The organism is Flavobacterium sp., from assembly GCF_023151265.1.
Taxonomy (GTDB): Bacteria; Bacteroidota; Bacteroidia; order Flavobacteriales; family Flavobacteriaceae; genus Flavobacterium.
Map to the genome: position 1 here is coordinate 5,310 of NZ_JAKLJH010000035.1, position 19,501 is coordinate 24,810.

Sequence of the window (19,501 nt, forward strand, 5' to 3'; positions counted from 1 at the left end):
GCTTTTAGGTGAAGTAATGCGAATGCCTGGTTTGCCAGCTGTTCCAAATGCAGAACGAATTGATATTGATAACGAAGGAAGAATTACGGGATTGTCTTAGAATTTTGACACAAATAAACAATACAAATCCTATCTAACCCTGATAGGAATGGAAATAAAAAATGGTGATTTTAATTAATCACCATTTTTTATTGTAATGTATAGCAGGAATAGGGTCAGCCGGTATGCCCCGAACCATTCGTTGCTGAATTTTATTTTTTCTTACGCATTTTCATGTTTAAAAATTCTACTGCTAATGAGAATGCAATTGCAAAATATAAATAACCTTTAGGAACAGCACCTACGTGTTGACCCACTAATTCGGCATGTGATAAGTGCATACTTTCGGTAATTAGCATAAATCCGATTAAGATTAGGAAGGCTAAACCTAAGATTTGGATTGATGGATTAGCGTTTACAAAATTTCCAACTGGAACTGCAAATAACATCATAACTCCAACCGAAATTACTACGGCAGTAATCATAATTACTAACGCGCCTTCTATACCGTTTGTCATACCAACCGCAGTTAAGATACTATCTACAGAGAAAATTAAGTCAATTAGAAGAATTTGTATAATTACGCTTGAAAAAGATTTAGTAGCCGAAGTTTTTAGTTCTTTTTCTTCTTCACCTTTATGGTCTACTTTTTCATGGATTTCTTTGGTACTTTTATAAATTAAAAACAATCCACCAAGTAATAATATCAAGGCTTGACCAGTAATATCAGCTGAAAACCAACCAAAATCAAAGCTAAACCAAGGCGCTTTCATAGCAATTAATAAGGTAATTCCAAATAACAATGCAATACGCATAAACATGGCTAAGAATAATCCAATTCGAGTAGCCTTTTTGCGTTTTTCTTGAGGTAATTTTCCGGTAACAATTGAAATAAAGATGATGTTATCGATACCTAAAATGATTTCTAAAAAAGTTAGGGTTAACAAGGCTACCCAAGCATCTGGGTTTAAGAAAACTTCCATTTATATAGTGTTTAAATTGTATTGTACGTTGATTACTTCAGTTTTGTTACAGTTCCGCGCTGTTTTTTTGAATCGCCAACAAAAGAATATTCAAAAGTGTATGAATCTGAGTCAGTTGTCAAAATTTTCATTTGAACTGGTTTTTTCTCTTCGCGATTTTTTGGATTGACATTTTGAATAACATATTCGCAATCGTTAGTCCATCGTACTTTAAAAGTGTCTATTTTTCCTTCGTAGCTTTCAATCTGGATAGAATCGTTTCGTTCAAAAGTACTGGTATATTTTTTACCTTCGATTTCAGTTTCCGAAGTAAATTTTCCGGTTTTAAAATCTTTACAATTGCGTTCTTGATTGTAGCAAGAAACCAGAAGTAGCGCCGAAAATAAAATAAAAATGGATTTCATATTATGTATTTGTGTTTTTATCACCTTCAAACATACTTTTTACCAGAGTAGTAATTCCTTTAAATATCAAAAACATAGCAGCTAAGGCAATAATAATTCCTAATTTGAAAGCACTGTTTATAATTACTGGTCCAAGAAATAATAAAGGCAAAGCACCTGAAAGATATTTTATACCTTTTGCTAGTATGTTTTTATCTGTTGCCATTAGAAATTAATTCGAAGTCCAACTCCATTACTATTATTTACAATATTTAGTTCGAAATTATCGCCTAATGTTTTCTTTTCGTCAATTAATCCTTGATTATACATGTCTACACTTTCCTGAACCATTTTTTTTCTTCCCGATAAAATAGGAATAGAAATAGCCATTAAACCAACACCAGCATAGGTAATTGCTGTAGGATATTTTACATCTGAGGTTAATCCCATTACTAAATCGGCAACTGTTCCTCCAATTCCTACTCCCAAAAGAAAACCTCCAAGTGATTCTTTCGTTTTTGCATTTTTAAAAACACGTAACGCTTTTAAATCTGTTTTCATTAAATTTTTTGTTTCAAACGAAGACAATTGTTCTCCATTTTGATAAATTTTACCATTTGTATATTCTAATTTTTGAGCAAAAGATATTGAAAAACCAAATACTGCCAAGATTAAAAAGAATTGTTTCATAGTATGTTTTATTTTTTGTTGTTGTAAAAATCTACTGCATTTCTAACACTTCCGTGTGTTTGTAATAATTGATTGGCTTCTTCATAACTTACCGGAATTTCCTCCATAATCATTCGAGTTCCTCTGTCAATTAACTTGGTGTTACTCAATTGCATGTCGACCATTTTGTTGCCTTTTACTTTTCCAAGTTGAATCATAGTGGCAGTCGATATCATGTTTAAAACCAACTTTTGAGCGGTTCCAGCTTTCATGCGAGAACTTCCTGTTACGAATTCTGGTCCAACCACAACATCAATAGGGAATTTAGCTGTTTTTGATAATGGACTTTCCGAATTGCAACTGATACTTCCGGTGCTGATGTTATTTTGATTGCACATTTCCAAACCACCAATTACATAAGGTGTAGTTCCTGATGCGGCAATTCCAACCACAACATCGTTTTCATTGATGTTCCATTGTTGTAAGTCTTTCCAAGCTTGTTCTCGATCGTCTTCGGCAAATTCTACTGCTTTTCTAATGGCAGTATCGCCACCAGCAATAATTCCGATTACCAAATCAAACGGAACTCCGAAAGTTGGAGGACATTCCGATGCATCTACAATTCCTAAACGACCAGAAGTTCCTGCTCCAATGTAAAACAAACGACCGCCGTGTTTCATTTTCGAAACAATTTCTGTCACTAGTTTTTCAATTTGTGGTAACGCTTTTTCAACAGCTAACGGAACAGTTTTGTCTTCGTTGTTGATATTAGTCAACAAATCAGTAACCGACATTTTTTCTAAATGTTCGTATTTGGAAGCTTGTTCAGTGGTTTTGGTAAAGTTCATGCGATTATTTTAAAACGTGATGCGCCAAAACATTCTGCACATCATACACATTTACTGATTTATTAAATTGTTTCACGATACTTGGATTCGCTTCGCTTGAAACCCAAATTTTCAATTCGGCTTCTAAGTCAAAAGTTCCTGCCGTTTCTACGCTAAAACGTGAAATACTTTTGTAAGTAATGGATTTATATTCGATTTTGCTACCGGTAATTCCTTGTTTTTCAATTAGAATTAATCGCTTGTTGGTAAAAATAAAAGTATCGCGAATCAATTTGAAACCCAATTCGATTTCTTCACCTGTAATTAAAAGTTTTCCGTAATCTTTTACTAAAGTTTCTTGATTTACAGCACCTGCATTGCCAAGTAGCGCAGAAAATAATCCCATATTAAATGTTTTAAATGTTCTTCAAATTTAAGTAAAAAGTACTTATGTTTTATGTTGATTTACGATTAATGCGAATGTCCCATTTCAATAATGTAAGCCAAAACAAAACCAAATACAATCATGGTAATTTTAGCCAAATTGAATTTATGTCCTTCGTTACTTTCAAAAATAATCGTAGACGAAATATGAAATAAAATCCCCACTACAACTGCCGAAATTTCCTTTGAATAATGTTGGGCAAAATGCATTTGTTCCGCTAATAAAGTTCCAAGCGGTGTCATTAATGCGAAAGAAAACATGAAAGCAAAAATCATCATTTTATTCATCTTCGCATTTACGAAAAATAAAGTCAAAATAATAGCAATAGGGAAGTGGTGTATTGCAATTCCATACGCTAAATTGTTGTTTTCGTGAATTGGAAAACCTTCTAACAAGGCATGAATACACAAACTAATAAACAACAACCACGGAATGTGATGCAATTCGTTATGCTCGTCAGTATGCACGTGAACGTGACCGTGTTCAGCTCCTTTTGAGAAAAATTCTAATAAGATTTGGAACAAAATTCCTATCATGATAAAAACGCCAACAGGTAACGTTGCATGTGCTTCTTCTCCTTCGTGAACATGATTGTGTCCTTCGCTAAATAATTCAGGAAGTAAGTGCAAAACTGTTAGCGAAAGTAAAAACGCACCACTGAACGCCAACAATAATTTGATGTTTTTTTTCTTTTGGGGCTTTAAAAACAAAGCGATTAAAAACCCTAAAATAACGGCTGAAAAGGTGATGATATATTGCATTATTTAAAAATCATAATTAAACGTTCGGATTGTGTTTTAAAGAATTTTCGCAATTTATAATCGCCAAAAATATCCAAAAGATAAATGCCGGCTTCTTCCATGATTTTTTCGAAATCTTCTAAGCGAAGTGCTTGTACTTTTTCGGTGAAATGAAACTTTTCGCCTTTATCTTCAAAATCAATTTCTTTGTAAATGTGTCCGTCTTTCAAATAACGTTTGATGTGAAAATCAATTCCGTCTACCGATTTTACTTCATCGGCAACTAAATTTTCCAATACATAATCCACATTCATAAAATCGATTACGGCAAAACCCGTTTCGGTTAAACTATTGTGAATGGCTTTGATGGTTTTGTAATTGTCGGCATCGTCTTCAAAATAGCCAAAACTTGTGAACAAATTGAAAATAGCATCGTATTTTTCGTTACACGTTTCGCGCATATCGTGCACTTTGAAATGCAGTTTTTCATTGGCAAACTCAGAAGCTTCTTTAATACTGTTTTCAGATAAATCGGCACCCGTAACATCAAAACCTAATGAATTCAAATAAATCGCATGACGTCCTTTTCCACAAGCCAAATCTAAGATTTTAGCATCTTCTGGAAGATTTAAATAATGCGTCAAATTGTCCATTAACAATTGCGCTTCTTCGTCGTTGCGTTCCTTGTATAAAATGTGATAATATTCGGTATCAAACCAAGAGGCAAACCAATTTTCTGTTGAAGTCTTTTGTATTTCTGACATTTATTCTTTTTCAGGCAAATTAATCTTGCAAATTTAGTGTATTTTTGCACGATAATTCAATTAATAGGAATATTGATTTCTAATTTCGGAAATCAAATTTAAAAATAATAGTAAGGAAAAGGAAATTACTATTTTAAAGAAAAGTAAATGGAAAATTTTAAAATGACTGCCAAAACCTTTTTTGGTTTTGAAGAAATATTAGCTAGAGAATTACAAATTCTTGGCGCACAACAAGTGGAAATCGGTACACGTGTGGTGAGTTTTAAAGGCGATAAAGGATTTATGTACAAAGCTAATTTGGCGCTGCGTACAGCTTTAAAAATCTTAAAACCCATTAAAACTTTTAAAGCACATAACGATAAAGCGTTGTATGAAGGTATCAGAGCGATTGATTGGTCGGATTACTTAACGGAACACAATACGTTTTTAGTAGAAACTACGTTGCATTCAGAAAACTTCAATCACAGTCAGTTTGTGGCTTTGAAAACTAAAGATGCGATAGTTGATCAATTTAGAGATTTGAACGGAAAACGTCCAAGTATTGATAAAGATTTCCCAGATTTACAAATTCACGTGCATATTGATAGAGATAATGTAACGGTTTCCTTAGATTCTTCGGGTGCTTCGTTGCACCATAGAGGATACAGAAGTGCTACGAATATTGCGCCAATCAATGAAGTGTTAGCGGCCGGAATGTTGATTTTAGCTGGTTGGGAAGGAAAAAGTCATTTTTTAGATCCAATGTGTGGTTCGGGAACAATTTTAGCAGAAGCAGCGATGATTGCTTGCAACGTTCCAGCGAATATCAATCGAAAAGAATTTGCTTTTGAGAAATGGAAAGATTGGGATGCCGAATTGTTTGATAATATTTTAGAATCGTTATTGAAGAAAACACGCGAATTTCATTATACGATTAAAGGTTATGATAAAGCACCAAGTGCAGTTGCGAAAGCAAAAGACAATGTTAGAAACGCCAATTTAGACGAATATATTACGATTACCAATGAAAACTTCTTCGATTCTAAAAAAGAAACTGAAGGACCGTTGCACATGGTATTCAATCCGCCTTATGGAGAGCGTTTGGATATTGATATGGAGCGTTTTTACAGAGAAATTGGAGATACTTTAAAACAAAATTACCCGAATACCAATGCTTGGTTCATTACAGCTAATCTTGAAGCTTTAAAATTCGTAGGTTTGAAACCAAGTAGAAAAATTAAACTTTTCAATGGTAAGCTGGAAGCCCGTTTGGTGAAATACGAAATGTACGAAGGCAGCAAGAAGGGGAAGTACATGAATACTGAAGAGTAACATTTTTTGTCATTCTGAACTCGTTTCAGCTTCTCTGGATAGATTCTGAAACGAGTTCAGAATGACAGATGCGTTTTCAATTCAACAATTTATCGATTTAACAATTAAACATTATAAACAATGAGTAAAAAAGTAAAATCATTATTATATAATTTCTTAGGATTTGCCATTATTTATTTGCCAACATTATATTTAGTAGGTGAGTTTACCCATTTGAATGGTCTTTGGATACCCATGACAGCTTTTATGGTAGCTTTAATTTTAGCTCCAAAATTTCAAGCGATTAAAACCCACAACGGTGAAAAAATCTACATGAAGTGGTTTTTTATTAAAGGTGTGAAAGAAATAGAATAAGAAAATCCCGAGTGAGAGCTCGGGATTTTTTTCTTTATACTTTAAAATGGCGAGTAGCCATAAACAGCTTTTTAGATTGGTTTTTAACGTTAGGCAGCTTGTAGGCTGTATTATTTTATTGTATTGAGTATTCCACTTTACAAGCAAAATATTCATCACCCTCTTTTTGAACAACATATATATTAAACTTAGGTAGAATTTCCTTTAAATTATCGAATTCGACGTACTTAATAATTTCATCTTCTTCTAAAAAATTTTTTAGTTTTTTTTCATCAACTTTTTCTAGTTCATTTCTATTTATTTCATTTGAAAAATAATAGAAAAATATTTTTGGTGGTAAACCACTAGCACCTTTTATCCAAGTATTTATTTCTAGATTATTGTTTTCATCAACTTTAAGTTTAATATGTTTACCTGTTTTATCTCTAAATTTACCAAAATCTAAGTAAAATGTTCGTAAGACTATAGAATCATTTTCGATAAATTGATTTCGGTCATTATTACCTAATAAGATATATAAGTTTTTCTTTGTCTCTTTAACTTCTTGTGATATAGCTTTTGAATTTATAACAAGAAATAAAAAAAATATGTATTTTAAATTTTTCATAAACATGTAGATTTAGCGTCTAAAATTTCAATACTTTTAAAAACTTCTAGATACAGTTTTTGTAAAATATTTGATGAGTGAGAATTAATATAATTTTGATAATCTGCTGTTTCTTCTAAACCAATCCAAGAAGTTGCCTGAGCAACTTTTTGCTTCCATCTATTGCCAAAAACATTCATCGCTCTGGTTTTGAAAATAGGACTTTCATTATCCCAATCATGATTGGCTAAAATAAAATTTTCTAAAGCTTGTCTGTAAGTAACAATGTCAAAAGTGGCGGTATTGAATATTTCGTGTGACCATTGTTCACCATGTAATGTTCCAGCTTGTTGCATTCCACATAAAAGGACTAAAAGACGATCAGCAGTATTCAGTGTGTTTAAATCAATATTTTGATAATTTGTTGAAGTGTTGCAAAGATTTGAGTTAAAAAAAGGAGCACCTGAATTATCAAAAATTATATAGTTCGCTTTTTCTAATGAATTAAACATATATGCATGAATAAGTTCATGACATAATGTAACTGTTTTCATTAAATTAGAACCATTCTCAACATTTTGAGCAATTGTTATTGTGTAATGATTAACTAAAGTATTGTTACCTTTTGTTATACCCCAATCTCCAGCTGGTGTTGTGCCAATTTTAAATGTTAGTGTTGAACCTGTATTGTCATTAAATTCTGCTAACATTATAGAATATAAACTATTTGGTATTTCCTTTAATTGTTTATGAATGCAGTCTAATTGAGAATCTTTAAATTCAGGGTCGGAAATAATTTGATTTTCAAAATCAACTTCTCCGCCATTTTTTAATGTCTTTATCGCTTCTTTTACAAATAGCCATGATTCTCCATTGTTAATATTAGGATTTAGATAATCTAAAATAGGTTGCTTTTGTTCTTGAGATGCACCGTTCCACCATATAAGTTCCTCTGAACTTAAAATATTAGCTAAAACTTCATTTATGCTTCCACCAGCTCCAAGACTTGGATTTCCATTACCATAATCTTCAATAATTTCAAATTGAGTTGTAGGGTCATCTAGAATTGCTAATTCATAGGTTGTTGTAGTTGAAACACATAAATGACATAAATCACAAGTACCTGTGCAACCAACGCAGTTAAATGTAGTTGTAGTACTCCAAACACCTTGTAATCTCATGTTTACGAGACCATTATGGTTAAAGTCATTAACAATTTCTTGAACACTAAACTCGTATTCTGTATTTTGAGTTTTCTCATACTCTAAAATTGACCATTGCCAAACATTATTTGATTTATAAAAAACAATATTATAGAAAAGACTTTCGGTATTTTGATATGGAACAGGAATGACTGGTAATGTAAAAGTATAATTACCACTTGTTTGAATACGTTGTTTTACTAAAGTAGTATCTACAACAAAAGCAATAAAATCACTAGATTGTCTGTTTGCAATTGATTGGTTTGAAGTTGTATTAGTATTTATTTGAAAATTAAAATCTTTGATTTGTGTTTTGTTCAAAAATTCTTTGAATGAAATTTTGTTTTTATCAACGTGCGAATGTTCATCAATATTGACTTCATTTTTTTCACAAGAAAAGAAGAAAACAGTTATTAATAATACAGTAGAACTGAAAATTTTAAATAATTTGTTTTTCATAATACGCTGTTTTTGGTTACTCCTTTTTTTAAAGGTTAGTTGAGTAAATATAGCCTACAACTTGTTTATATGCCTGACAAAATCATACATAGCTACCCAATTTTGGGTGTATATGTCTGACAAACATCATACTTTTTTGTTTTCCAAATATAATAAAAGATTTACAACTTCATAAATCATCTCACAAAAAAAGCGTCACTTTCGTAACGCTTTGTTTCTTATTTTTTCTCTGTTGTGGTTTTGTTTTTCTTGTATATTGGTATGAAATAACTTAAGGTATAATTAAATCCTGCTCCAAATTTTCCGTCATATGTTCGGTTGTAACCAGGTATGAAAAGATTATCAAATCCATCTGGTTTTTTATTGGAAACCAAATAGTTTAATCGCACAGAAAAACCCATGTATAAGTTGTTGAATAATTCGGCTTTGATGCCGCCCACAACTTCTAACCAACTTGCTGTTAAACCATCGTATTCTCTTCCTGAAATTATGATATTTTCACCGTAATAATTGGTAGGATCGTAGATTTTATAACTGTTCAAGGTGTGGCTAAAACTGCTTACTCCATAACGCATTCCTACGTAAATCATGTTTTCCATATCGAGCCAGTTCTCAAAGGAATTGTAATCAAAACCTACTTTAAAATACGTTCCTTTTGTGGTAAAGTTTAATCGGTCGTCGTCTACAGTTTTGTCTTCGTTTCCAAGTTCACCAGCGATGTAAAAACGCTTGGTTAAACGATAATCTCCTACCACTTCAAAACCACGATAGTCTTTTTCGTAAAACGAACGCGCAATTTTATGTAAATCGGTACCTAAACGTAATCCGTAGCGTTCAGGATACATAACTTTTGAAGTGTCTTTAGTTTGTGCATTTCCTAATAATGAAAAGCACAATAAGCTCAGACTAAAAATAAATCTTAACATGTACTTCATTTTCGTTTTCAATATTAGGTTGGTTTACTATGATGTTTTGAATCCAATTGTTTGCATCTGAAGTTATTACAGTACCATCTGTCGCATCTAATTGAAATGTCATTTTATATCCACAAGCTCGAGAAATGTAAACTTCTTGAGTTGCATAGTTAAAAGTTATTACATCATTGTTTTCAGAAGCATCTCCGTAATTGAATTTAAAATCAAACTCAGAAATATTATCAAAAGTTTTCAAAGGAATCGCAATTTTGTTTTCATTGGTTAAAAAACGTGCTGGACTTGTTTCTGGTAAATTTTCATTAAAAACAACACCTTCACCTGTTCCAAATTCTTCCACGCGAAGATTCGTAACATTTTTCAAAACGGTAGGATTGGCAGCATCGTAAAACTCAATGATTACTCTTGGTGTAGTTGGAGTCCCCTCGGCACAAATATCATCTTTTTCGCAGTTCCAAAAGGAGAGTGCTAAAAGCAAGGATAGGGTTATAAAAACTATTTTTTTCATATTTATCTTTTTTCTAAAAGAACCACGTTTTCCACATGATGCGTTTGCGGAAACATATCCACAGGACGCACACGAACTACTTTATATTTTTCGTCCATCAAAGCTAAATCACGTGCTTGTGTTGCCGAATTACAACTTACATACACAATTTTTGGCACACCAGTTTTTAATAGCATTTCTACCACATCTTTATGCATTCCGTCACGTGGTGGATCGGTGATGATAACGTCTGGTTGTCCGTGTTGGTTGATGAATTCGTCGTTGAAAACGTTTTTCATGTCACCTACATAAAACTCACAATTCGTAATGTTATTGCGTTCCGCATTGGCTTTTGCATCAATGATTGCTTCTGGAACGGCTTCTACACCAATTACTTTTTTCGCTTTCTTCGATACGAATTGTGCAATTGTTCCGGTTCCTGTATATAAATCGTAAACAGTTTCGTTTCCAGTTAAACCAGCAAATTCTCTAGTGATTTTATACAATTCATACGCTTGGTCCGAATTGGTTTGATAAAACGATTTTGCATTAATACTAAAATGCAAACCTTCCATTTCTTCTAAAATATAATCACGACCTTTGAACAAAATAATGTCTTGGTCATACAACGTATCATTCAATTTCTGATTGATAACGTATTGTAATGAAGTGATTTGAGGAAAACGTTCCGCTAAGAAATTCATCATTAATTCGATGCCGTTTTTATCGTTTTCAAAAAACTGAATCAACACCATGATTTCACCCGTTGAAGCGGTACGAATCATCAACGTTCGCAATAAACCTTCCACAGCTCTTGCATTGAAGAACGTTAGGTTGTTTTCGTTTGCAAATCGTTTAATTTCGTTACGAATTTCGTTTGACGGATCTTCTTGTAAGTGACATTTCTCAATATCTAAAATCTTATCCCACATTCTTGGAATGTGAAATCCTAACGCATTTTTATTGTCAAATTCTGTTCCCGATTGAATTTCGGCATCGGTCATCCAACGCGCATTCGAGAAACCAAATTCCATTTTATTTCGGTAGAATAATTGCTTTTCCGAACCTAAAATTGGCTCGAATTCTGGCAATTCAATTTTACCAATTCGCTTTAAATTGTTATATACTTCCTGATTTTTATAGAACAATTGTTGGCTGTACTTCATGTTTTGCCATTTACAACCACCACAAGCACCAAAATGCTCGCAAACCGGGTCGATTCTATGTTCTGAAAATTCATGGATTTTTATAGCTTTACCTTCGTAGTAGGCTTTTCTTTTCTTCATGGTTTGCACGTCTACCACATCGCCTGGCACTACATTTGGAAGAAATATTACTTTACCATCAGGAGCTTTTGCTACCGATACACCTTTTGCACCTGCATCAAGGATTTTTACGTTTTCGAATACGATTTTTTCTGTTCTCTTTTTTCCCATGAGGCAAAAATAAGAATTGTTGTGCGGATTTGATAAGATTTTTTCGATTTCTACAATTTTTAAAATCAATAGTAGTTAAATCCAAAGGTTTTAATCGTAAATTAGCTAAAATGTTTTTGAATTATGAGAAACAATACAACGTTTACAAGTGCTATTTCCAATATCGAGTTTCCCGAAAATGATAGAGTTTCTGGGAAAACAATTCGAACTTCTATTTTGAATTTAATTTTGGAAGATTTTCCCGATTTTGATGTGAATGATTCTATTTCAGTACAAGAATTGAATGTGTATCGTGAAAAATACATTTCAAAATTTTTGCAAACCGAAATTAGTCAGTTATCAAAATTAGAAAAAGATGTAGTTCGGTCTTTAGGTGACGATACTTCGTTTGTAGCAAAAGTAGAAGAAGAAGTTGATACTCGAAATTACGGACAAATTGTAGCTGATAAAGTGGCGGCATTTGGAGGAAGTTGGACTTTTATAATTGCTTTTTTTGTTTTCATTTCGATTTGGATTGGTTCCAATGTGATTATTTTTACGAATAAAGAGTTCGATCCTTATCCCTTCATTTTATTGAACTTGATTTTGTCGTGTATTGCCGCACTACAAGCGCCAGTAATTATGATGAGTCAAAATCGTCAGGAAGAAAAAGACCGAGAACGAGCAAAGAAAGATTACATGATTAATTTGAAATCAGAGCTAGAAATTAGAATGTTAGATGATAAAATAGATCATTTGGTAATGCACCAACAACAAGAGTTAATCGAAATTCAAAAAGTGCAAATTGAAATGATGAACGATATTTTGAACCGAATTAAATAGGAAATTCTATTTTTGCACCAAATTACTACCATGAAAACCCACTTAGCTTTACTTCGCGGAATTAATGTTTCCGGTCACAACATGATAAAAATGGACGTTTTGAAAACGCTTTTAGAAAATGCAGGATTTCAAAATGTGCGAACTTATATTCAATCGGGAAATGTTTTTGTGGATTCGGAAGAAGAACATGGTGCTAGTGTTGGGTTTAAAATCAAGCAAGAAATTTTCAAAGAATTAGGATTGGAAGTTCCAGTTGTAGTTATTAATAAAGAAGATTTGGAAGCGTGTTTTAAAAACAATCCTTATCTAAAAGAAAAAGAATGTGATACCAAGAAATTGTACGTGGCTTTTCTTTCGAAAGAATTACAAGGAAGCGCTATCAACGATTTAAAAATCAGTCAATTCAAACCCGATGAAGCAGCAATTGATAAAAGCAGAATTTACATCAAATACGCTGTTGGAGCTGGAAAAACAAGATTAGATCAAAAATATATTGAGAAAAAATTAAACGTTGTTGCCACAATTAGAAACTGGAATACGGTTTCGACGTTATTGGAAATGTTTGATTAAGAGTTTTAAAGGTTAAGGGTTTAAAAGTTTAAAAGAGTTTGGCCTAGTTTATATATTTTTAAAATTTCTTCCATTTCTAAAATCTGTGTTCCAAAAAATAGAATTTTTAGAGATTATTGATTTTGAATTTGAACTTGCCCTTGATTTTTGTATTTTTGACAACTATATGGTTGATTTCTCACCAGTAAGAAGGAATTGCGATGTAACAATCAATAACAAAATTTTATGTCAGTTTTAGAAAGAATGACTTCGGCTGAAGCAATTGCATTAGAAGACAAGTACGGTGCACACAATTATCATCCACTACCAGTAGTTTTAAGTAGAGGAGAAGGCGTTTATGTTTGGGATGTAGAAGGAAAGAAATATTACGATTTTCTTTCGGCTTATTCTGCGGTAAATCAAGGACATTGTCATCCGAAAATTGTGGGAGCAATGGTGCAACAAGCACAGACTTTAACATTAACTTCGAGAGCGTTTTACAATGATAAATTAGGTGTTTACGAGCAATTTGTAACCAACTATTTCGGATTTGATAAAGTATTACCAATGAACACAGGAGCTGAAGCAGTAGAAACCGCTTTAAAGTTGTGTAGAAAATGGGCTTACGAGAAAAAAGGAATCAACGAAAACGACGCTCAAATTATCGTTTGTGATGGTAACTTCCACGGAAGAACGACTACAATCATTTCATTCTCAAACGACGAAAACGCACGAAAAAACTTCGGACCCTATACGGCTGGATTTATCAGTATTCCTTATGATGATATTGAAGCGTTAGAAAAAGCTGTAAATTCATCAAAAAACATTGCAGGATTTTTAGTTGAACCAATTCAAGGTGAAGCTGGAGTTTACGTTCCTTCTGAAGGATTTTTAGCAAGAGCAAAAGCAATTTGTGAAGCAAATAACGTTTTATTCATAGCAGACGAAGTACAAACTGGAATTGCTCGTACAGGTAAATTATTAGCTGTTCATCATGAAAATGTACAACCTGATATTTTAATTTTAGGTAAAGCGTTATCTGGTGGAGCTTATCCAGTTTCGGCAGTTTTGGCAAATGATGCCATTATGAATGTAATTAAGCCAGGTCAGCATGGTTCTACTTTTGGTGGAAACCCTATTGCTGCTGCAGTTGCAATTGCTGCTTTAGAAGTAATTACAGATGAAAAATTAGCTGAAAATTCTGAAAGATTAGGAAAAATCTTCCGTGAAGAATTAGGTAAATTTATTGAAACTTCAAACATTGCTACTTTAGTAAGAGGTAAAGGATTACTAAACGCAGTTGTTATCAACGATACCGAAGAAAGCGATACAGCTTGGAATATTTGTTTACGTTTAGCAGAAAACGGATTATTGGCAAAACCAACCCATGGAAACATAATTCGTTTTGCGCCACCTTTAGTTATGAAAGAAGAGCAATTGAGAGATTGTGTATCAATTATTATAAACACTTTAAAAGAATTTGAAAACTAGTAGTATGGAACAAAAAAATTTAGAATTAAATCAATTAGCAAAAGAGGCTTTAAGAGAAGGTGCAAAATGGAGTTTCTTTTTATCTATTATGGGATTTATTGGTGTAGGATTTATGATTCTTGCCGCCTTATTTATGACAGTAGCACTTTCTTCAATTCCTGAAGAAGCAACGGAACTTGGTTATTTTGGAGCATTAAAAGGATTTATGTCTTTTTTATATTTTGGTTTAGCGGCTCTTTATTTTTTTCCAATTTACTATTTGTATAAATATTCGTCTAATATGAAAACTGCGCTTCAATTTAATGATCAAAATTTGTTAACTGATGCTTTTGTGAATTTAAAATCACATTACAAATTTTTAGGAATTTCTGTTATTGTGGTTATTTCGCTTTATATATTGATACTCTTTGGAGGATTATTTGCAATAGCGTCCTCTGTTTCATAAAATAAAAAATCCCGATGTAAATCGGGATTTTTTATTTTTGGAAAGTAGATTTTACATACCGCCCATTTGTTTTTGGAATTCTTCCATAGTTACTTTTGTAAAACCTTCACCTACTTTAAAAGCATCTGCAGTTATTTCTTTTGAAAATTTAGTAGCTTTCATTAGCATCTCACCTTGAGCAGTTTTTACATTCATTTCTAGTGGATAACCTGAAAGTTTTACTTTAGCATCTGCTTCAACAGCTTGTGGTGCAATTGCATCTGTGATATAAAATACGCTTTTAGTTCCATCGTTCATAGAAATGGTAGCTTTGTAGCATTTAAAGCCTAAAATCTCTTTAGTGTCTTTTTTGTCATAGATAACTTCAGTAGCGTTTTCAACATTTCCTACATTGTTAGTTGCTTTGCTAGCTTCTTCTCCAATATCGGTAATTTCATATTTCATTCCCATAACTTCCACAGTCATTTTAGAATCTTTTTTATTTGCTGTAGGAACAATAGTTTTCATTAACATCATGCCGCCCATCATACTCATGTCGGTAGCTTGATTTTTTTCGTCAAAATGGACGGTAATTGTACTTTCGCCCATAGCAGCCATTTCTTCTGAAGCATTAGGCATTGTCATGCTATATGTTACAGAGCCTTTTTTTAATTGAGTTTGCGCAGTAGTTGTAATTCCTACAAATAATAAGGCAGTTAATGCAATTTGTGATAGTTTTTTCATTTGAATAGTTTGTTTGAATAATGTTGTAAATGTAATAAAATACTATTTCAATACAAATTCAAACTGTACATTTACTTTTTTGGTAACTTTTTTACTTACCACACTTGGAATTTCAATGTCGAAATCGTCTGTATTGACATTAAAGTCTGAAACAATTTCTATGCCATCTTTTCCTTTTTTAATTTTTGCGGTAATAACAATATCTTTTAATTTTCCATGTAGTTCTAATTTGCCTTTAATGGTATAATTGTTTGCTGTTGAAGTTATTTTAGATAAATCGAAATTCTCTATTTTTCCTTTAAAAGTTGCTTTTGGAAATTTGTCGCTTTCTACATAATTTTCATTAAAGTGTTCTTCCATTAAGGCGACTTTAAAACGAAACCCTTTCATTAATGCTAATGAAGCAATTTCGCCTGTTTTCGTATTTAATACACAAGAAACACCTGAATTCTTAGCTTTTACTTCTTCAAATGACGGTACAGAAGCTTCAAAAGTTATGGTTCCTGTTTTTGTAATTAATTTGTCTTGCGCAAAACCGAAACCATTAAAAAAGAGAAGCATCATTATTATTTTAGTTTTCATAGTCTTGAAATTTAGTTATTGAGGGAAATTGTTATCAGCCCATTCGTTTATGGCATCAATATTACTTTGAGGAAGTCTAGGACCTCCAAAAGGCATGGCGCCAGATGTTCCTTCTGCTCTTGAAATCCGATCTAATAAATTTCGGTTTAAAACCGCATCTCTTACATTTTCGTATGTAGTTAAAGACATAGGTGCTCCATTTACAGGAACTGTTGCATGGCATCTAATACAGTTGTTATCAATAATGCCTTTTATGGTTGTTGTGTAAGTAATGATAGTTACCTCTGTTTCTTCAAGATCAGATACGCTATCTGTTGTACAACTATTAAAAGTGATACAACTAAAGATTAATAAAATGTAAATTTTGTTTTTCATAGTTTTTGTGTCAAAATAATTTTTATGTAAAGTTATATATTTTTTATTAAATTTGTAAATAAATTAGTAATATGAAAAAAAATGTGTTAATTTTTTTAATTCTTTTTATACTGAGCGCTTTTTTGATATATAACTATATTTATAAGAGCCACCGAGTTATCGCCAATGAAAAAGTATCTTATACGATTTCTATTGTTGATTTAAAAAAAGAATTTTCTCAAAACGATAGTTTAGCTAATGACAAATATTTAGATAAAACTATAGAGATATACGGAAAAATATCAAGTATAGATTTAGCTACCAATAGTATTTATATCGATAATTCATTATCAGCGAGATTAAAAGAAAAGCCTACAGGTTTAAATGTTAATGATACAATACAAATTAAAGGTAGATTTATTGGCTATGATGATTTACTAGAAGAGTTTAAAATGGATGAATGTAAACTAATTAAATAATGAAAAAACTATTACTATTTCTTTTAATGTTTTGCTTTTACATGAGTTTTTCTCAAGAAAATTCATTTTTTAATATCGCTAGAAAAGGTACAATTGAGGAAGCTCAGTTTTATATTAAATCAAATCCAACTTGTATCAATCAAATTAATCCTTACGGATTTACGCCATTAATTTTAGCATGTTATTCAGGAAACAATATGATGGTTTCATTTTTAATCGAAAATAAAGCGGATATAAATTATGTTTCTCCTGAAGGTACAGCTTTAATGGCAGCAACCGTGAAAGGAAATGTGGAAATTGTTGAATTACTTTTAAAACTAAATGCGAATCCTAATTTAACTAATCAGAAAGGAGTAACAGCCTTGATGTATGCAATTCAATTTAAAAATATTAAAATAATCAATTTATTGCTTCAGTTTAATGCCAATAAGTTACTTGTTGATCAAGACGGAAAAACAGCTTTTGAGTATGCAATTTTTACCAAAAATGATGAAATTATTAATCTTTTAAAATAATTAGCTATGAAAAATAAAATTACTATTTTACTATTGTTTGGATTTTTGTTGACCTTTTCTCAACAGAAATCTACAGGTTTGATTGATTTGTCCTCAAATGTTAAAGCATCTTTAGTTTTAGACAGTAACACTTCGCTGGCTACTTTAACATTAACAGGGCCAAATGATAGATGGTTTGCATTGCAATTTGGATCATTTACCGGTGGAATGCAAGCTGGGACCGATTTGGTGTATTGGAATAATGTAACTTTAGTTGATGCAAGACATAATGGAGTAGGCTCAACTCCAACAGATGACGTAACGAATAATTGGTCTATTACTACAAATACCAATAATTCTCCAAGTGTTGGTTTGCGAACTATTGTAGCTACAAGACCATTTAGTACTGGAGATACTAATGATTACACTTTTAATTTTGCAGATACATCTATTGATTTAGCTTGGGCTAGATTCAGTTCTGCTTCTTTTGTGTTGAGTTATCATGGAAATACAAATAGAGGTGTTTTTTTAGACATCACTTTTACATTAGGAACAGAAAGTTTTTCATTAAAAGACTCGCAATTGTATCCTAATCCAAGTAATGGCGATTTTACTATTGAAACTAAAACCCATTTGAATAAAATAAACGTATATAGTCATACAGGAATTTTTATCAAGACTGTCGAAGTTAAAGATTTTTCAGAAAGTGTAATTCTAAAAATCAGTGGATTACAAAGTGGGGTTTATTTATTAGAGCTTCAAAATGATACCGAAAAGTCTTGGAAAAAAATAATTGTTAATTAATTGTTTATTGCTAAAATCTAAAAGTATGCTATTTAAAAGAAAAAGTTTTTGTAAAATTTTTATGGTATTATTTATTTGTCCATTAGTTTTACAAGCCCAAGATGATTTGTTAAGTGAAATCGATTCTGTACCAAAAAATCAAAAAGTAGAATCGGCTTTTAAATCGTTAAAAATTGTGAATTTAGAATCTACAAAATTAGCTGCAAAAGGTGATTTTTATTTTATAGTAGCCCATCGTTTTGGATTTGTTGAAAACGGATTTGATGATTTTTTTGGATTAGATAATGCCAACACACAAATAAAGTTTCTTTACGGAGTAAATGAGTGGTTAACAGTTCATATAGCAAGAAGTGGTTTTCAAGAAACTTATGATGCAGCTGTAAAGTATCGTTTGTTTGCACAAGGAGAAAATAATTTTCCAGTAACTATTGTTGGATTTAATAGTATTGCTGTTAATACCGAATTGAAAGAAGAAGATTATCCAAAATTAGAATTTGAAAATCGCCTGAGTTTTGCCACTCAAATTTTAATTTCTCGAAAATTTTCAGAAAAGTTGTCATTGGAATTAGCGCCAACCATTTTTCACGAAAATACATTACGTGATATTTTAGATGAAAATAATATGGTAATTTCTCCTAATCCTCAAGAAAATACACAATATGCAATGGGAATTGGAGGTCGTTATAAGTTAACTAAGCGTTGGTCGTTTAATGTAGATTATGTAGCTCATTTAAACCGCGCTAGTGAATCTATTTATAAAAATCCGTTATCAATAGGTTTTGATTTAGAAACTGGCGGTCACGTTTTTCAAATGCATTTTACAAACGCAACGGCAATGCATGAAACAGGATATCTAGGGCAAACAGTAGGTGATTGGGGTAAAGGTGAGTTTGCTTTTGGATTTAATTTAGTACGCGTTTTTTAAATATAAAAAAACCGAGCTAAGCTCGGTTTTTAATTTTTAATTCTTCTTAAGTAATACTTTTTCTTGTGAAAATTGGTATGCCGCATCTAAGAAGGCAATCATTTTTTTCCAATTAGCATTTGGTTCGTAGGAATTGATATAGTTTTTTGTTGATACAATAACTAATTTATTGTCTTTTACTTCGGCTTTGCTTACAAAACTTCCGGTTTCGTTTTC

General features: G+C 32.0%; 28 protein-coding genes. 11 read left to right on the forward strand and 17 right to left on the reverse strand.

The annotated features are described in order from the left end of the window. On the forward strand, positions 1-100 hold a 100-nt coding region (locus L6Q46_RS04810; protein WP_291283373.1), incomplete at its 5' end, for a formate--tetrahydrofolate ligase. 151 nt (positions 101-251) lie between these two features. Here the strand turns inward: L6Q46_RS04810 and L6Q46_RS04815 are convergent. The 8 genes from L6Q46_RS04815 to L6Q46_RS04850 all read right to left on the reverse strand — a co-directional run bounded on the left by L6Q46_RS04815 (position 252) and on the right by L6Q46_RS04850 (position 4,850). Next, positions 252-1,022: a TerC family protein gene (locus L6Q46_RS04815; protein WP_291283350.1), complete on the reverse strand. Its 771-nt coding sequence runs from the start codon at positions 1,020-1,022 to the stop codon at positions 252-254. Between the two features lie 32 nt (positions 1,023-1,054). Continuing rightward, a complete protein-coding gene (locus tag L6Q46_RS04820) occupies positions 1,055-1,426 on the reverse strand; it encodes a DNA topoisomerase IV (RefSeq protein WP_291283351.1) in 372 nt (123 codons plus the stop codon). 1 nt (position 1,427) lies between these two features. Continuing rightward, positions 1,428-1,631 (reverse strand): DUF6095 family protein, encoded by a 204-nt coding sequence (locus L6Q46_RS04825; RefSeq protein ID WP_291283352.1) that lies wholly within the window; start codon positions 1,629-1,631, stop codon positions 1,428-1,430. Then, a complete protein-coding gene (locus L6Q46_RS04830; protein WP_111565507.1) occupies positions 1,631-2,095 on the reverse strand; it encodes a hypothetical protein in 465 nt (154 codons plus the stop codon). Before L6Q46_RS04830 ends, L6Q46_RS04825 begins: the two co-directional genes overlap by 1 nt. 8 nt (positions 2,096-2,103) lie before the next feature. After that, positions 2,104-2,922, reverse strand: a complete 819-nt coding sequence (gene murQ / locus L6Q46_RS04835; protein ID WP_291283353.1) for an N-acetylmuramic acid 6-phosphate etherase — start codon at positions 2,920-2,922, stop codon at positions 2,104-2,106. A 4-nt stretch (positions 2,923-2,926) separates the two neighbouring features. After that, on the reverse strand, positions 2,927-3,307 hold the full coding sequence (locus tag L6Q46_RS04840; RefSeq protein ID WP_153208188.1) for a PH domain-containing protein: 381 nt from the start codon (positions 3,305-3,307) through the stop codon (positions 2,927-2,929). 65 nt (positions 3,308-3,372) lie between these two features. Continuing rightward, positions 3,373-4,107 carry a ZIP family metal transporter gene (locus L6Q46_RS04845; RefSeq protein ID WP_026726257.1) on the reverse strand — a complete coding sequence of 245 codons (735 nt, stop codon included), beginning with the start codon at positions 4,105-4,107 and terminating at the stop codon, positions 3,373-3,375. After that, the gene (locus L6Q46_RS04850) at positions 4,107-4,850 is read right to left on the reverse strand and encodes a class I SAM-dependent methyltransferase (RefSeq protein WP_264369005.1); all 744 of its coding nucleotides are present in this window, start codon (positions 4,848-4,850) and stop codon (positions 4,107-4,109) included. The genes L6Q46_RS04845 and L6Q46_RS04850 overlap by 1 nt, the downstream gene beginning before the upstream one ends. Before the next feature lie 147 nt (positions 4,851-4,997). Here L6Q46_RS04850 and L6Q46_RS04855 point away from each other — a divergent pair, with 147 nt between their 5' ends. Both L6Q46_RS04855 and L6Q46_RS04860 read left to right on the forward strand, forming a co-directional pair. Then, on the forward strand, positions 4,998-6,161 hold the full coding sequence (locus L6Q46_RS04855; protein WP_291283354.1) for a THUMP domain-containing protein: 1,164 nt from the start codon (positions 4,998-5,000) through the stop codon (positions 6,159-6,161). A 120-nt stretch (positions 6,162-6,281) separates the two neighbouring features. Beyond that, positions 6,282-6,515: a hypothetical protein gene (locus L6Q46_RS04860; protein ID WP_291283355.1), complete on the forward strand. Its 234-nt coding sequence runs from the start codon at positions 6,282-6,284 to the stop codon at positions 6,513-6,515. A gap of 115 nt (positions 6,516-6,630) precedes the next feature. Here L6Q46_RS04860 and L6Q46_RS04865 read toward each other — a convergent pair whose 3' ends face one another. The 5 genes from L6Q46_RS04865 to rlmD form a co-directional block, all read right to left on the reverse strand. After that, positions 6,631-7,122 (reverse strand): hypothetical protein, encoded by a 492-nt coding sequence (locus L6Q46_RS04865; protein WP_291283356.1) that lies wholly within the window; start codon positions 7,120-7,122, stop codon positions 6,631-6,633. After that, a complete protein-coding gene (locus tag L6Q46_RS04870; protein WP_291283357.1) occupies positions 7,119-8,762 on the reverse strand; it encodes a hypothetical protein in 1,644 nt (547 codons plus the stop codon). Before L6Q46_RS04870 ends, L6Q46_RS04865 begins: the two co-directional genes overlap by 4 nt. 218 nt (positions 8,763-8,980) lie before the next feature. Further along, positions 8,981-9,688: a DUF6048 family protein gene (locus L6Q46_RS04875; protein WP_291283358.1), complete on the reverse strand. Its 708-nt coding sequence runs from the start codon at positions 9,686-9,688 to the stop codon at positions 8,981-8,983. Next, positions 9,669-10,202 (reverse strand): DUF6452 family protein, encoded by a 534-nt coding sequence (locus L6Q46_RS04880; protein WP_291283359.1) that lies wholly within the window; start codon positions 10,200-10,202, stop codon positions 9,669-9,671. The genes L6Q46_RS04875 and L6Q46_RS04880 overlap by 20 nt, the downstream gene beginning before the upstream one ends. Positions 10,203-10,204: 2 nt before the next feature. Further along, positions 10,205-11,617: a 23S rRNA (uracil(1939)-C(5))-methyltransferase RlmD gene (gene rlmD / locus L6Q46_RS04885; protein WP_291283360.1), complete on the reverse strand. Its 1,413-nt coding sequence runs from the start codon at positions 11,615-11,617 to the stop codon at positions 10,205-10,207. Positions 11,618-11,740: 123 nt separating this feature from the next. Between rlmD and L6Q46_RS04890 the strand changes: the two genes are divergently transcribed. From L6Q46_RS04890 to L6Q46_RS04905, 4 genes are all read left to right on the forward strand, one after another. Further along, positions 11,741-12,439, forward strand: coding sequence for a DUF1003 domain-containing protein (locus L6Q46_RS04890; protein ID WP_291283361.1), 699 nt, complete (start codon positions 11,741-11,743; stop codon positions 12,437-12,439). A 30-nt stretch (positions 12,440-12,469) separates the two neighbouring features. Next, entirely contained in the window at positions 12,470-13,009 is a 540-nt protein-coding gene (locus L6Q46_RS04895) for a DUF1697 domain-containing protein (RefSeq protein ID WP_291283362.1), read from the forward strand. A gap of 225 nt (positions 13,010-13,234) precedes the next feature. Further along, positions 13,235-14,479 (forward strand): ornithine--oxo-acid transaminase, encoded by a 1,245-nt coding sequence (rocD, locus tag L6Q46_RS04900; RefSeq protein WP_291283363.1) that lies wholly within the window; start codon positions 13,235-13,237, stop codon positions 14,477-14,479. A 4-nt stretch (positions 14,480-14,483) separates the two neighbouring features. Next, the gene (locus tag L6Q46_RS04905; RefSeq protein ID WP_291283364.1) at positions 14,484-14,924 is read left to right on the forward strand and encodes a hypothetical protein; all 441 of its coding nucleotides are present in this window, start codon (positions 14,484-14,486) and stop codon (positions 14,922-14,924) included. A 51-nt stretch (positions 14,925-14,975) separates the two neighbouring features. Here L6Q46_RS04905 and L6Q46_RS04910 read toward each other — a convergent pair whose 3' ends face one another. The 3 genes from L6Q46_RS04910 to L6Q46_RS04920 are packed head-to-tail and all read right to left on the reverse strand — an operon-like array spanning position 14,976 to position 16,604. Continuing rightward, positions 14,976-15,647, reverse strand: a complete 672-nt coding sequence (locus L6Q46_RS04910; RefSeq protein ID WP_291283365.1) for a hypothetical protein — start codon at positions 15,645-15,647, stop codon at positions 14,976-14,978. Between the two features lie 42 nt (positions 15,648-15,689). Then, positions 15,690-16,229, reverse strand: coding sequence for a YceI family protein (locus tag L6Q46_RS04915; protein WP_291283366.1), 540 nt, complete (start codon positions 16,227-16,229; stop codon positions 15,690-15,692). Positions 16,230-16,244: 15 nt separating this feature from the next. After that, complete coding sequence (locus L6Q46_RS04920) at positions 16,245-16,604, reverse strand: hypothetical protein (protein WP_291283367.1); 360 nt, start codon at positions 16,602-16,604, stop codon at positions 16,245-16,247. A gap of 71 nt (positions 16,605-16,675) precedes the next feature. Here L6Q46_RS04920 and L6Q46_RS04925 point away from each other — a divergent pair, with 71 nt between their 5' ends. From L6Q46_RS04925 to L6Q46_RS04940, 4 genes are all read left to right on the forward strand, one after another. Beyond that, positions 16,676-17,062 (forward strand): hypothetical protein, encoded by a 387-nt coding sequence (locus L6Q46_RS04925; RefSeq protein ID WP_291283368.1) that lies wholly within the window; start codon positions 16,676-16,678, stop codon positions 17,060-17,062. Continuing rightward, positions 17,062-17,577, forward strand: coding sequence for an ankyrin repeat domain-containing protein (locus L6Q46_RS04930; RefSeq protein WP_291283369.1), 516 nt, complete (start codon positions 17,062-17,064; stop codon positions 17,575-17,577). Before L6Q46_RS04925 ends, L6Q46_RS04930 begins: the two co-directional genes overlap by 1 nt. A 6-nt stretch (positions 17,578-17,583) precedes the next feature. Next, complete coding sequence (locus L6Q46_RS04935) at positions 17,584-18,360, forward strand: T9SS type A sorting domain-containing protein (protein WP_291283370.1); 777 nt, start codon at positions 17,584-17,586, stop codon at positions 18,358-18,360. Between the two features lie 61 nt (positions 18,361-18,421). Continuing rightward, positions 18,422-19,285: a DUF5777 family beta-barrel protein gene (locus tag L6Q46_RS04940; protein ID WP_291283371.1), complete on the forward strand. Its 864-nt coding sequence runs from the start codon at positions 18,422-18,424 to the stop codon at positions 19,283-19,285. 36 nt (positions 19,286-19,321) lie between these two features. Here L6Q46_RS04940 and L6Q46_RS04945 read toward each other — a convergent pair. Continuing rightward, the coding region (locus L6Q46_RS04945; protein ID WP_291283372.1) for a hypothetical protein at positions 19,322-19,501 on the reverse strand (180 nt) is incomplete at its 5' end.